9 protein-coding genes and 2 pseudogenes are annotated in these 14,348 nt (G+C 60.3%); 8 read left to right on the forward strand and 3 right to left on the reverse strand.

Features of this window, described 5'->3' with window-relative positions; translation table 11 throughout:
• Nucleotides 1-113: 113 nt before the first annotated feature.
• Entirely contained in the window at nucleotides 114-434 is a 321-nt protein-coding gene (locus tag NKH23_RS18580) for a hypothetical protein (RefSeq protein WP_352912460.1), read from the forward strand.
• A 474-nt stretch (nucleotides 435-908) separates the two neighbouring features.
• On the opposite strand, the gene NKH23_RS18585 is transcribed toward NKH23_RS18580, so the two are convergent.
• Entirely contained in the window at nucleotides 909-3,770 is a 2,862-nt protein-coding gene (locus NKH23_RS18585) for an ATP-binding protein (protein ID WP_352912375.1), read from the reverse strand.
• A 401-nt stretch (nucleotides 3,771-4,171) separates the two neighbouring features.
• On the opposite strand from NKH23_RS18585, the gene NKH23_RS18590 reads away from it, so the two are divergent.
• From NKH23_RS18590 to NKH23_RS18615, 6 genes and pseudogenes are all read left to right on the forward strand, one after another.
• On the forward strand, nucleotides 4,172-4,588 hold the full coding sequence (locus NKH23_RS18590) for an organic hydroperoxide resistance protein (RefSeq protein WP_352912377.1): 417 nt from the start codon (nucleotides 4,172-4,174) through the stop codon (nucleotides 4,586-4,588).
• Nucleotides 4,589-4,660: 72 nt separating this feature from the next.
• Nucleotides 4,661-5,722, forward strand: a complete 1,062-nt coding sequence (locus NKH23_RS18595) for an alpha/beta fold hydrolase (protein WP_352979336.1) — start codon at nucleotides 4,661-4,663, stop codon at nucleotides 5,720-5,722.
• A gap of 24 nt (nucleotides 5,723-5,746) precedes the next feature.
• Nucleotides 5,747-6,260 (forward strand): annotated as a pseudogene (locus tag NKH23_RS18600) (cytochrome P460 family protein).
• 68 nt (nucleotides 6,261-6,328) lie between these two features.
• Nucleotides 6,329-7,234: an oxidoreductase gene (locus NKH23_RS18605; RefSeq protein ID WP_352912380.1), complete on the forward strand. Its 906-nt coding sequence runs from the start codon at nucleotides 6,329-6,331 to the stop codon at nucleotides 7,232-7,234.
• Nucleotides 7,235-7,272: 38 nt separating this feature from the next.
• The gene (locus tag NKH23_RS18610) at nucleotides 7,273-8,055 is read left to right on the forward strand and encodes an alpha/beta fold hydrolase (protein WP_502908419.1); all 783 of its coding nucleotides are present in this window, start codon (nucleotides 7,273-7,275) and stop codon (nucleotides 8,053-8,055) included.
• Nucleotides 8,056-8,135: 80 nt separating this feature from the next.
• Nucleotides 8,136-8,560, forward strand: a pseudogene (locus NKH23_RS18615) (alcohol dehydrogenase catalytic domain-containing protein); the annotation flags it as partial.
• A gap of 209 nt (nucleotides 8,561-8,769) precedes the next feature.
• On the opposite strand, the gene ligD reads toward NKH23_RS18615, so the two are convergent.
• Nucleotides 8,770-10,560: a DNA ligase D gene (ligD, locus tag NKH23_RS18620; RefSeq protein WP_352912382.1), complete on the reverse strand. Its 1,791-nt coding sequence runs from the start codon at nucleotides 10,558-10,560 to the stop codon at nucleotides 8,770-8,772.
• A gap of 1,275 nt (nucleotides 10,561-11,835) precedes the next feature.
• On the opposite strand from ligD, the gene NKH23_RS18625 reads away from it, so the two are divergent.
• Nucleotides 11,836-11,964: a recombinase family protein gene (locus tag NKH23_RS18625; protein WP_352912462.1), complete on the forward strand. Its 129-nt coding sequence runs from the start codon at nucleotides 11,836-11,838 to the stop codon at nucleotides 11,962-11,964.
• Between the two features lie 2,148 nt (nucleotides 11,965-14,112).
• On the opposite strand, the gene NKH23_RS18630 is transcribed toward NKH23_RS18625, so the two are convergent.
• Complete coding sequence (locus NKH23_RS18630) at nucleotides 14,113-14,325, reverse strand: hypothetical protein (RefSeq protein WP_352716669.1); 213 nt, start codon at nucleotides 14,323-14,325, stop codon at nucleotides 14,113-14,115.
• Nucleotides 14,326-14,348: the final 23 nt, after the last annotated feature.

Consider the following 14,348-nt stretch of genomic DNA (forward strand, 5'->3'; position numbering starts at 1 on the left):
GATCGGAAACAACCGAAAAGCTCGAATTCCTAAATCCGCAAGACAAAAGGAGCTGTCGAAGCAGCAGGGCGTATCCGGACGTGAAAAGACTTGCCCGATGCGGTCTCGAATGGATGTCGAGCCAGCGCGACCAGGATTTGTTCATCGCCTCGCTGACCGTTGCTGAAATCCGCTGCGGGATTCTGGAGGAGCCGCGGGGCAACATGCCTCGACCGCCGGGAATGATCTCGGCGTTCTCTGTCGACGCACAGCCGCCGCCTTGGCTTGCCGGAGACCTTCAAAGCGCCGGCGACCGCCTCACTGCCCTCCTCGTCTCGACGCAAGTGTTCGTTCGAATGATGCTTTTCCGTGGCCTTGAGCGCAAGTTTTTGGCAGCCAGCACAGGACCTCCTCTTACGCTCGCTGGTCGTCAAGGCCCAGCGGCCTCTAGCTGACAGTTCCCCCCGCAGCCAAGCCGCTGGGCCCCCTCGGCGGGGGATGGGGCATTTGAGACCAAGTAGCGCTTACCGCTGCAGTGCGAAGGCGCCTGACAGATGACCGCGTCAGCCCCTCCATCCCGAGCTACGATTTCCCGCATTCAATCGGGCACAGCAAATCCAAGGTCAAGCGAGGCCAGCAAATCAACTCGAGGCGAAGTCACCAGGGTAGATGAAACAGCTTCAAGGTCGAGGCCGATGTGTGCACAGCCGCTCAATCGGCTCCAATTCGCCAAAGGGATCGAGCGTGCCTTTGGTGATAATCCCAAGTACGACGCCAGCGCCGGTCAACTGCGTCAGAGCGGCGTACTTTCAACTTCATCTTGGCCGTGTCCGGACTCGAGATCGATCTGACAGGTGGACCTTGGGCAGCCCTTATGTCCGCTGTCATGAGGCGGACTGGCAGGGTTGGTTAGCGAAGGCTCAAGTCGACTAGCTCAGCCTCGCCAGCAGGAGTGCGGCTGACTGCAGGTCTGCTGTCTCCAAGCCCTCCCCAAATCGCGCGAAAATTGGCTCGAGAAGTGCTCGGGCGCCCTCGCGTTGTCCGCGAGCGGCCAACAGGGAAGCAAGGTCGACAGCGGTCCGCAACTCCCATGCACGCGCGCCCTGACGATTGCTGAGTTCCAACGATCGCCGAAAACACAATTCTACTTCTTCGTCGGAGTCAGCTCGCAAAGCCGCGAGAACATGACTGCCTTTCACCCGCAACAGCTCCGGCATATAGCAAAGATCGCCGTTTGCCTCGACCTGCCGGATCGTCTCATCGATCAGTGACAGCGCTTCCGCGGATCGGCCGGTTGAGGCGAGGCCCTGAATGAACGCTACGTTGAGCGGCGTGGTGAGCAATTCGTATGGCGCGGCGTGAAGCTCGGCAAGACAGCTTCGAAGGCTTTCGACACCGCTGCTTGCGTTGCCTCGACGAATGGCCAGCTCCCCCTTGAAGCCGCGCCCAAGCGCAAGATAGGGGCCGAGGGAATGAAATTCGGCGCGCGAGGAAAGACGATCGATCTGTTCCTCCGCGTTCTCCAGGTCGCCAACCCAGAGGAACACGGAAATTGCCCAGACAAGTGCAATGGAGAGCGTCAGCGGATGGTTCAGGACTTCCGCATCCTTGATCGTCAGGAGCGCGCGCTCCCGAGCCCGATCCGGATGGCCTTGCAGCCAGAGTGTCCTTGCCAGAATCGCGCTGGCTAAAATCCTGCCGTCGAAACCGAGATAGTTCGTCGTGGTCCGGTCGGAGCGCGGCCCGTATCGCAACGCCGCTTCAACCGCCATTTGGGCACGATCGAGCTCTCCGCTGAGGTGAAGCGAAATCCCCATCAGGGAATGCGCCAATGTGGTTGAGACAGAGTCCTCAAGGGTTCCGGCGATGACGGAACAGCGCTCGGCATAGTGCAGCGCAGACGTGAACTCTCCCCTACGCAGGTGGAACATCTGCAGCGGGCCAAGAATCTGAAGCTGATCGAGCGCGTCGCCACGCCTGTCGGCAATGGCAAGGCTTCTGTTCAAAGCCACGCGCGCCGCATCCTTTCCGCCACGCGTGAACATCAGGGACACCCCCAGGGCGGCCTGAAGACGCATCTCCTCCAAGCCGCCGCCCGTAGTGTCGTCGAGGGCAAGGACCGCCTGCGCCGTCCAGCGATGGCATTCGGCGAGCAAAGACATCGACAGAAAAACCGGAGCCGCCGCGGCAGCCAGGCGGACGCCGACTTCAGTGTTTCCGTCGGGCCCGAAGCACCAGTCCAGAGCCGTTCGCACATTGGCCAAGCCCGCTAGGTGAAGCGACCGTTGCACGGCGCTCGACAAAGTCGGCCACTCGGCTCGCGTCTCCTCCAGCCAGCGCAGGTAGTGGGCCGCATGACGTTCGGCGAGGCTCTCGAGTTCCGCATCGTCGACGTCGAGCTGAAGGGCGTAAGCCCGCGTCGTATCGAGGAGCCGGTAACGCATCGTCGCTCCGGCGGGTCTTGCCGCTACCATCGACTTGGCAATGAGGCTGTCGATGGTGCCAAACACGAGAGCGTCATCGATGGTCGCGCTCGTCACGACGTCCAGGACGGCATCAATCGAAAAATGACCAACGAAAACGGCGAGCCGACGAAGCAAATGGCGCTCGAGCTCGGATAGCAGTCCGTAGCTCCAGTCCAACGTGGCCTGGAGGGTCTTCTGCCTGGGCGGCGCGCTACGCTGTCCCGGCCACAACAGCGTCAGCCGCTCGTCGAGAAGTTCGGCGGTTTTCTGCAGGCCGTAACTCGCAACCCTTCCTGCTGCGAGTTCGATCGCGAGCGGCACGCCGTCGAGCTTGCGGCAGATAGAGGCCACGATGGCGGCGTCCGCATCCTGGAGGTCAAGGCGCGCTCCGCTCGCTGCGGCGCGTTCCAGGAACAGCTGGGTTGCAGGGAAGCTCTGCGCCACAGATGGGGCGAGGTCCTGATCGTCCGGCGCGCATAGAAGCGGCTCCAGCTTGTAGATGTACTCGCCTTCGACTTGAAGAGGCTCTCGGCTCGTTGCCAGCAGGTGGGCCTGCGGTGCAGTGGCGAAGATGCGGGCGGCCAGATCTGCCGCCGCGTCGATGACGTGCTCGCAAGTGTCAAGGATCAGGAGGATTCGCTTGTCCGCCAGATAGGCGACCAGACCGGATGTCGGGTCGTCGGACTGAAGAGGCAGCCCCAACGTCGAGGCTACGGTCGCAGCAACCAGGTTGGAATCACTCAGCGCCCCGAGATCGACGAAATGTACGGCACCCGCGAATGCTTCGATTAGGTCATGGCCCACCGCCACGGCAACAGTGGTCTTGCCGACCCCACCCGTGCCTACGACCGTAACGAAGCGCGTGCCGGCCAGTCGCGTTGAAAGTGCGATAGTATCATCGGTCCGGCCGACCATCCGGATCAGGCGACTTGGCAGGTTGGCTTGCGGATAGCTGACGACGACCTCGCTTTGCACGCTGTTTTGACCATCCACTCGCGAGACGGGGGCCACGAAGCAGTAGCCTCGCCCCGTCAGAGTGGCGATGTAGCGTGCCCCGTCTCTGCCGTCGCCCAACGCCTTTCTGAGGTTGGCGATGTGAAACCGCAGACTGCCTTCTTCGACAGTGACGTCGGGCCAGACCTGGGCCAGCAGATCCTTCTTGCTGACGATCTGGTTGGGGCGCGCAGCCAAGGCTGCCAGTATATCGAAAGAGCGCGTGCCGAGATCGACAGGCACGCCTTGCCGCAGCAGGAGCCGCTCACCCGCCGCCAGCGTAAAGTGACCAAACGATATCCTGTCGCTCGTCGGCGCGGCTGGCGATATCATGGCATCATTCTTCGTGTTTCCTGATGGCTTAGGCAAATCTCGGGTCCAGGTCCAAGACCTGTGTCGCAGAAACTCCGATTTCGTCGAGCGACGATTTGAGGCAGGGCATGATACTGGCCCAGCCCTAGTTCCAAGACGTGCGGTCACTGGCGAGCGCTAACACCGCATCATAGTGCATAACGGGTGCTCCAGGCGATCCTTCTCTATGTGTCGAAGCAGCAAGAACTTCCGCTGACCAGCCCAGGGAGAATGATGATGCCTGCACTGTAGTTATCGCTCGTGCCGCGCGACTCGCTTCGGACGCAAGCCCTTACCGTGTGCTTGCGCTCTCGTGGATAGCGAAGCCACGCGCAATTTTCCATCGATTTTCCTAGTGCCCTTTTGCAAGGAACACAGACATCATGAGCCAGTCTGAAAAGCTGTTGTATACCGCCAAAATCCGCACCACTGGCGGCAGGGATGGCACGTCGCGCAGTTCCGACGGTCGACTGGACATCAGGCTTTCCACGCCCGGCGGCCCAGGCGGGGGCACCAATCCGGAACAGCTGCTTGCGACCGGCTGGTCAGCCTGCTTCGAGGGAGCGATGGCAATCGCCGCCCGCAAGATGAACATTATCCTGCCGGCTGGCCTCGCAATCGATGCGGAGGTGGATCTGAACGTTGCCGACGGCGCCTTCTTTCTCGGTGCGCGGCTCAATGTGAGCGTGCCCGGGCTCGACCGCGATGTTGCCCAGGCTGTTGTGGATGCGGCGCATCAGACCTGCCCCTACTCGAAAGCTACGCGCGGCAACATCGAAGTCGCAATCACCTTGGTCTAGCCCATCGATCACATTGATCGATCAAGCGTGACCACTCTCAGCAAAATGTCATTACGACAAGGCGGTGCACAAATGAACGCAGTCAGAACCCCGGAAAAAATCGACCATCATCGTCGTCATCTCTTCGGCATGGCTGCCGCGACGGTCGCCGCAGCGCAGCTCGGCGCGATCGGTATTGCGGGAGCGCAGGGCAGCGGGACGGAAACGACCGCTTCCCGCCCGGTTAAGCCGCGGACCTCGTTCTCCCCACTGAAGCAGATCGACGCGGGCCCGCTGAACGTCGGATATGCCGACGACGGTCCTGCGCATGGACCCCCGGTCATCCTTCTGCACGGATGGCCCTATGACATCTACAGCTATGTCGACGTCGCGCCACTGCTTGCAGACGCTGGGTACCGGGTTATCGTGCCATATCTGCGCGGCTACGGCACGACCCGGTTCCTGTCGGACGCAACGCCCAGGAACGGCCAGCAAGCGGCGCTTGCGTCCGACATCGTTGCCTTGATGAATGCGCTGAACATCCAAAAAGCGGTGGTCGCAGGCTATGATTGGGGCGCGCGAACGACCAACATCATCGCCGCGCTCTGGCCTGAGCGCTGCAAGGCCATGGTTTCCGTCAGCGGCTATCTCATCGGCAGTCAGGAGTTGAACCGGATGCCGCTGCCGCCGAAGGCCGAGTTGCAATGGTGGTATCAATATTACTTCGCCACCGAACGGGGACGGGCGGGTTATGAGAAGTACACCCAGGATTTCGCCCGCCTGATCTGGGAGCTTGCCTCGCCGAAATGGGCCTTCGACGACGCCACCTTCGAACGGTCCGCTGCCGCATTCGACAATCCCGACCACGTCGCCATTTCGATCCACAACTATCGTTGGCGACTCGGTCTGGCACCGGGCGAGCCAGAATATGATGCTTTGGAAAAGAAGCTTGCAGCGTTGCCGACGATCGGTGTGCCGACGATCACGATGGAAGGCGACGCAAATGGCGCCCCGCATCCCGATCCGGCGGCCTACGCCAAGAAGTTCTCCGGCAAGTACGAACACCGACTGATCTCAGGTGGTATTGGCCACAACCTGCCGCAGGAGGCACCGCAGGCCTTTGCGCAGGCGGTCATCGATGTCGGCAAGTTCTGACGATCCATGAAGCGGAGCTTTCCGATGAAACCTCATTATCTCCTGCCATGTTTGGGTGCGATCCTTGCGTCATACGGCTTCGTGGTGTTGGCCGGTTCGAATGTGGGTGCGAATCCGCAGGCTGCATCTCCGATCTATGGCGTCACCATCCCCGAGGGATATCGGCAATGGGAACTGGTCGCGCCGGCTGAGGAAGCAGAGCCCCTCAACGAGCTTAGGGCGGTCCTCGGCAACCCCGTGGCGATCAACGCATACCGCGAGGGAACACCTGCCGTTCCCTGATGGGACCGTTCTGGCAAAGCTCGCCTGGAAACACGTCCAATCGTCCGAATTCGAATCCGCCTCCGTTCCTGGCGCGGCTACGACGGTTCAGACAATGGTCAAGGACTCGAAGAAATATGCCACCACCGGTAGATGGGGCTTCGGCAGATTTGTCGATGGCAAGCCGGCTGACGAGGCCCAGCATCAAACCTGCTTTGCCTGTCATGCGGCGCGGGTCCAGGGCAATGACTACGTCTTCACGCGCTACGCGCCCTAACCGGCTCACTGGGAGTCTTTGTGTGAACGCCCTGCAGGGTAGGTAACCCTATCGAAGGAGAAAGTGCCATGTCGCAAAGATGGCTTGTCACGGGAAGTTCGCGAGGCATCGGCCGTGCCCTCTCGGAAGCGGTCCTCGACGCCGGTCATCGTGTGGTCGCGACCGCACGAGAGCCCGCGCATTTGGCTGACCTCACGGAGCGCTACGGTGATGCCGTCCGAACGGTTGCGCTCGACGTTACGGACCCGGCTGCGGCACAGGCAGCCGTCCGCGTGGCCCTGGACAGCTTCGGTGGCCTCGACGTCCTCGTCAACAATGCCGGCTATGGCAACGTCAACTCAGTAGAGGATACGCACCTGGACGATTTCCGCAGGGAGATCGAAACGAATCTGTTCGGGACGATCATCGTGACCAAGGCGGTCATCCCAGTCATGCGCGAACAGCGCGCTGGCCACATCATCCAGTTCTCGTCGGTCGGCGGACGCGTGGGCGCGCCAGGTCGCGCACCCTATTCGGCCGCCAAGTGGGGCGTTGAGGGTTTTTCCGAAGCGCTCTCGCTGGAAATGGCGCTGATCGGCGTCAAGGTCACCGTCATCGAACCCGGAGGCTTCCGGACCGACTTCGCGGGCTCCTCGACCTCGCTGCGGGAGGGCCGGCCCGAATATGACTCGGTCGTCGGCGCAACCGCCAGGCTGCAACGGGCATACAACAACCATCAGCCCGGCGACCCGGCGCGGGCCGCGCAGGTGATTCTCGAGATCGCCGCGATGAACCGCCCGCCGCTGCGCCTACTGCTCGGTAGCGACGCCGTAAAGGTCATCGAGCAGGCCGATCTCGCGAAACTGGAAGAACTCGAGAGGTGGCGCGGGCTGAGCATCTCAACGGACTTTCCGCAACAGGTCCGTTCCATCTCGGGTTCGGCCGAGGGACACTCTGAAACGCCCCCGCTTTTGGCCTTGCGTCCATCGCGATGAAATAACTACTCCGACCAAAACCATCGAAAGAATAGATGATGAAAAGATTGCTGGCAGGATTGACGATCGCCATGGCCTTATCGGGCAACACCTACGCGCAGGCCGAAAAGCCCGCCCCCGTTAAGCCCACTGTCGTCCTGGTTCATGGCGCGTTTGCTGACGCATCGAGTTGGAACGGCGTCGTCAAAATCCTCGAGAAGGACGGCTTTTCCGTAGTGGCCGCCGCCAATCCCTTGCGGGGTGTTGCCAATGACGCCGCGTATATTTCCGATATCCTTTCAAGCATTGGGTCGCCTGTCGTCTTGGTGGGGCATTCCTATGGCGGTTCGGTCATCAGCGAAGCCGTCAACGACAACACCAACGTCAAGGCACTGGTCTATGTGGCGGCGTTTGCACCGGATGCCGGCGAAACGGCTGCAGGGCTGGCGGGCAAGTTTCCCGGCAGCACGCTCGGTCCCACCCTCGCTCCGCCGGTTCCGCTTTCAGGCGGCGGCAAGGATCTCTATATCCAGCAGGACAAGTTTCGCGATCAATTCGCAGCAGACGTTCCCGTTGCCGAGGCGAAGCTGATGGCCGCGACGCAGCGACCCATCACGGAAGCGGCGCTGAAGGAGCCCCAGACCGCGCCGGCCTGGAAGAAGATACCCGCGTTGTTCATCTATGGGGACAAAGACAGGAATATCCCTCCGCAGGCTTCCGCATTCATGGCTGCACGAGCGCACTCGCGAGAAACCGTCGTAGTCGAGGGGGCCTCACACGTGGTGATGGTTTCAAATCCCGAACCCGTCGCGAGGCTGATTGAGAGGGCGGCCGTGCACTAGCTGGCCGTGCCTTGCAGTGAGGCGGCGCCTTCGATCTTGCCAAGTTCTGGCTTGTTCCGTCAACAACAGGAAATGTTGAAATGAAGGCAGTCGTAATGACCCGCAGGGCGGGCCAGAGGTGATGGAATTTGTCGAACGGCCGGAACCTGTACCGGGTCGCGGCCAGGTGCTGGTCGAGATCGCTGCAGCGGGCGTGAACTTCATGCTTATCGGCGTGCGACACGGCCTAGCGTGGACAGAGAGGCTCGACCCGAAGATTCTAGGCGTGGAAGGTGCCGGGCGCGTCGTGTCAGTTGGTGACGAAGCTGGGAACGTCCGAGTTGGGGACCGTGTTGCGTGGGTCTACGCGGCAGGGAGCTATGCAGAGCGGGCGGCCATACCGGCCGATGCTCTCGTGCCGATTCCCGACGAAATCGACGACCGCACCGCGGCGGCTGTGATGATGCAGGGACTTACTGCCAGCCATTTCGCGACGGATTTCTATCCCGTACAGCCCGCCGACATAACGGACGGGACCGCAAAGGCTCGTATTCCGTGATCACGGAGTTACTGAATTTCCAGACCCATTATTATTCCCGGTGGCGGACCCCAACCCGCTGGGCCGGCGTCTACTAGGCATCTACCCAACTGCCCCAATGACGCCGGCCACTTGCCGCGGCCGCAGTGACGCCGGCGGTTAAGGCCTTCGCGCATGGGACTAACACTTCGCGATTGCTATTGGTTTTTCCGCGTGGTCCAGGAGGCCTTCGCCGGCCGAAATGGGCTCTCCAACGTAAACGCGTCTGGCAAAATTCCCTTTTCGACCTGCGTCCATGTGACTGGAGCGGCTATCGGAAAGCTTGAACGGGCTCGAGGCGAGTAAGCGCCGACAGCTGTGTTGCCGCGGCCATTGCGGAGGTAATCCAGAAACATGCGCCCACAACGAGCCGACGGCGCAGCCGACAAAAGATAGCGATCGGGATGCTTGCTGACCAAGTGCTGCGCCAGCTTTCGGGCATACTGCCGGGCGGCGTCGTGGGTGATCACGGCCTGCAGAGGCGCCATCACATGCAGGCCCTTGCCGCCTGTCACCTTCGGCCAGCTATCGAGTCCTTCCGAACGCAGCATGTCCCGGACCTTCAGAGCCGTCTCGACGATCATCTCCCATTCGACCCCTTCGCCAGGATCCAGATCGATGACAACCCGGTCGGCATGCTCGATATCATCGACGGTGGCGTTCCAGGGATGCAACTCGACAGCGCCTATTTCCACCAAGCCAAGCAGGCCATCAAGATCATCGACCCACAGCCTCACGCCTTCTCCACCCTCGCGCTTCTGAACACGCAGTTGGTGCACGGTATCCGGAATGTCGGGCAATCTGCCCTTATGATAGAAGGTGACCCCGTGCGAGTGGCGAACCAGCTTGAGCGGGCGCCGGCCGAGGTGGACAAGCGCCTTTTTCGCCACCTTCGTCCAATAGCTCATCAGCTCCTCTTTCGACGGCACCAAGGCGTCGGGCAGCAGTTGCAGAATGTTCTCGCGAGGGACGCCGAAACTTTCACTGGACGGCCGCGTCTTGCGAACCAACGGCGTGTGGGCTGGTAAGCTCAGATCATCCCGCAGCCCTTTGAACACGGCTTCGCGAAGCAGCCCGTCATCGGTAATCCCGCTGTATTGGACTTCGGCCTCGACGGTCGGCTGTACCCAAGTCGCCTTGGGTTTGTCTATCGGTTCGGCAAGCGGAGATTTGTCAACGATTAGCGGGTCCAAGCGCTCGCGGACTTCGCGTGCGTCGCTAAGGCTGTAGCCGCTCTGCGCCTTGCCGGCATAGTAGACGCGATTGCCATCTCGGCGGCCGAGGTAAAGCGAGGCAATCCTGCGGGGCCTGGCGCCCAGTTTTTCAACGAAGGCAACAATCGGAAAATTGTCGCTCTTAATGCATTTGAGCTTGAGCCAGCTCTCCTGCCGGCCGGAGCGGTAAGGCGAATCCGCGCGTTTCGAGACAATTCCCTCAAGGCCCATTTCGCACGCGTGCGCAAACACAGTCGGGCCGTCACCTTCCAGATGATCGACATAGACGAGCGCTGGGGGCGCGTCTTTCAACAGACTTTGCAATGCCCGCTTGCGTTCGAGGAGCGGAGCGTCACGCAGGTCTTGGCCGTTGAGCTGGAGGAGGTCGAAGGCGTGGAAGACCAGCTTGGTCGACGCGGCCTTTCCAAGTTCCCGCCGTAGCGCCTGGAAATCCGGACGCCCGGTGGTGCCGAACACTGTCGCTTCGCCATCGATGATTGCCAGCTTCGCTTTTAGTTCAGCCGCAGCGCGGACGATCGGGAGGTATCTGTCGGTCCAGTTGTAGCCGTTTCGTGTGAAGGCCTGCACCCGCCCCAAATGAATGATCAGCTGTGTGCGGTAGCCATCATACTTGATTTCGTGAATCCATCCGCTTCCCTTAGGTGGCTTATCGACCAGCGTGGGCATTTGGAATTCAATGAAGGACAGCCGGCCAACGCCAAGCTCGGTAAGCATGCACCCCTCACTCCAGACACTACAATTCGATTCAATATCGCTGGTTCGAATCGGTTCCGAAACAAAGCGTAGGTCGGGGCGCAGTTCGCAACCTCTCCATAATTGGCGATCTCTTGACGACCGCCGAGACCTACGGCAATGATCGCGCCCGCCTGCAGGACCGTGACGGCAATTGCCACCTCGTCGCCGAGTTTTTGCCGTCGGTCTCTCTCGAAATCCTTGTCGCGATATCCGCTCGGATCACTGGATCCTCCGGCAGGTCGCTCGGAAGCCATTCAGGGAGATTGTCGCCATCGTTCTTGTCCATGGCACCAACAATGCTTTCTGCCTTATTTACGTTCCAGATTTCTAATGTACTATTTTACGAGGGGTTTCGCTCACCGCGTCAATGTCAAATAAGCGTCGAATAAGCCCGCCCCCTCCGGGAGAGGACGCGGCCGGGCCGATCGGTGAGAGACTTGCTGCGTTAAGATGAACCGCCGCGCCGGTCGGGTGTTACAGCAGTAAAAAGTCCCGCCGCACATGCCAGGACGGCGGGACCCGATCAAGCGACTTGCACCAGGCAGGGGGGATGCGGGGGGTGGGCTTGCCCGGTTGCGCGCGGACCGTCAGGGACCATAGGCGCATCAGTTGCAATGCGTCCACCAATCAACGGTTGGATCACTAGACTAGCTTCGCCCATCGCAACGATTTCGGGAACTGGTCAGATCATCCCGGGTCGCTATCGTCAGCATCCGAATGAAAGGAACGCAAGGCCGCCGATGACGTCCTACAAGTCACGCTGCGAGCTGATCCTCGTGGGCATCCGCGAAACGAGCAAGGAGCGCCAGGGGCGGTCATTAAAGCGATCGGGGCGAGCGGCGGAGCCGAGCCGAAATGGACATTTGGCTTCCCCCAAACCACTGCCTCACCAAGCCGTCTTTCCGAATATTCTACGGACAATCTCGTCTTCATTCGCATCAAAGCAGCGGCCGTGACTGAGAAACACCCGCCGCGGTTGCCACGACTGGAGTTTGCCTATTACTGCCCGTGCTTTCTGCCGATGCAGGAGAATTGGCAGCCGCATGCCAAGGAAGGTCCGCCCGTGCGGGTGAGCCATCCCCGTCAGCTTCGTCACCGTGCGCCAAGGCTCATCGATCATGTCCAATTCGAGATTGATGATCGTGTCTGTAAGAATCAGTCGGCAAGATCCGCAAGGCTCAGAAAGCCGCTGCAGAGCGCCGTACGGCCATTGCCGACGGCTTCGCATCCAACGTCCTGCCTATTATCAGACAAATTCAGGCAACGGGCGCATCCATGCGGAAAACGGCCGCCGGCCTCAATGCGCGGGGTATCCCGACGGCTCGCGGTGGCACATGGGCAGCAACGCAGATCAGCGATACTTTGAAGCGTAGCGTGGTCTGAAGGCGCAACCGAGGGCATAGACGTGCTGCTACATCAAACAAGCGCAGGAAAAATCCCTCAGTGGACGGCGTTCCTATTTGCGGCGAGCTTCTATAGTGCCCACGACTGTTAGTAGTTTCATTGGAGCCACGAGCCTCAGCTCCGTCGGGAAGTCCTCCAGTCGCTTCAATCGTACGACGGGTAAAATACAAAACGGCCGTCACTGGCACGGTTGCTGGCCACAGCGATCCGGGGATGACCGATCTGTCGGTGGCCGAATTTCCTTCCAACTGACGGTTGGTGGACGCGTTGCAGATGATGAGCCTAAAGTCCCTGACGGTCTGCGTGCACCGGGCAAGCCCACCCCCCGCATCCCCCAGCTTGGCAAGTCACTTGATCGGGTCCCGCCGTCACGGGGCATGTGCGGCGGGACTTTTTTGTGGTCCTGGTGAACACTCGTCTGCGATTCACGATTTGATCAAGCAGCAGCGTGCCCTCCGGTCAGAGGCACGCAAAAAGATAGGACTGCGACGCTTGGCCACTTGGACATAGATGAGAGAGACCAGCGCACGTCAGATGCTGCACGGTCATTAATCGATGTCGAGCGCGCGGCCCGAGACGCAAAGACGGCTCGGCTCCGGGAGCAGCGGCTGAAGGCTGAGAAAACACCCTCCTTGGAAACACGCGATGGAACAGCTTCGCAGTGAAATGGCTGTTTTGGCGGACCCCGGCTTTTGGGTAGCGCTGGCGGTCGTTCTGGTTCCCTACGGGGCCGGCGTTGCCCTGCTTCTGTGGGTAGCTAGTCCCCCGGCTCTGCAATAGGGCGGCTAAAGGGTTTCATCTTCCCTCAATCGCTTCAATCGATGACGCCGCATAGCGGTTCGTTAGGCCTGTTTGAGGCCGTGATGGGACTGTCTCCAATGTTTATCGACCGTCTTCGAAGCGCTCGGTAGGCGGGCAGGCATGCATCATCTCCCAATGGGTGTCGCCCTCGCCATTTCGCTTGCATTCGGTTTAGTCGTGACGGCAATTGCCGCGAAGGATCAGTCGGAAGGCTGCGGCACGCGATGCTCATCCGTCCTTGGCGATGTTCCCATGAGGGGCACGCGACACGATGTGGAGGCGGGACCGAACATCGGGCACACCGAGCCCTAAACTGAGGGCCGTAGCATCCCCTCCTCCTTCGCAGCCTCGAAGGCCATACGTGCCTCTTCTGGTGCCCGCCAATGCCTCTGTGCAGAGCTGCACAGCCTTCTTACACTTGGGTCTCTTCTTGGTCAGATGGATTTCTGAGCCGTCGGGAAATGCCAGTGGATTCTACGTGTCATTGTCCGCTATTGACAGCCGAAGGGCATCGGCAACTTCGACTATGGCGTCTCTTATCTCTTGGTCTGTCGCGACCAAATGAGGTGCCGCCTCCCGAACCCGGCGTAACGCGACAGAAATCGATATTGTGTCCTCCCAGTCAGCCCTGTTGAGGACTGCATCAATTGCCTGCTCCAAAACTGGATTGATCCTTGCAACGCCCATCCAACCCCCCGGTTGTAAGGGTTCGATGATACTACCGTGGTCTTAAGGATCAATTCGATGTACGAAAGCGAACGGAAGGGGTCGGAAGGCTGTCCCCGCTCTTGTAGTGCCGGAATAATCACAGCGAGGCAAACATGCACCGCCAAGTTTCACTGAGGGCGACGGTTGGTCCACTTCAGGAGTTCCTTAACTCCTGCCACTGCGTTGTTGACGTGGTACGTCACATTGGGACCTTCAGTCCTGACGTACACCGGAGGGGAGAACCAATGGTTTGCCATGAGGGGAACTTAGGGCGGCAGGATCAGGCTGCCCACACAGTCGCAGCGCCACACGCATTTAGTGAACAAATGCAGCCCTCCCCGGTCAAGGACTCGCAGCGGTCGATCCGTCTCGGTGCAGCCACTGTCGGGGTCCGTCGCCATCCCTTCGAGGCGGCGGACCTCCGACTAGAGTGGAAACTAGAACGTCGGCCCGATCTCCCTAGTGAGATCAACAGCCACTTCAAAACGGCTTCGTCCGTTTCGGCAGGTTCACCGAAGCGCCGGTCGCGTTCAACGATCCTGTCCTGTATCGACATAAGGATTTCATACCGAGCGACAACGCTCGTCAGGATTTCCTGATGACGGGAGACTTTCCGCGCTACAATTGGGCATAAAGTCGAAGGCGTTCATAAAGAACTGCCTCCTCGAACTCGCCCTCCGAGAAGAGTTCCATAGCGCTCACGCTCAGGCGCCCCGCCCGCTCGCTTCCTACTGGAATGCTTTCCTCGGCGCATACACGATCAAAGACCTGCTTCAACAGAATCAGGTCGCCAGGATAGGCAATGCCACTCATTGAGCTGCTGCTGGTCATAGACTGTTCCCATTGGGGGCGGA

Origin of the sequence: Mesorhizobium sp. M1328, from assembly GCF_040318075.1 — a bacterium.
Lineage (GTDB): Bacteria > Pseudomonadota > Alphaproteobacteria > Rhizobiales > Rhizobiaceae > Mesorhizobium.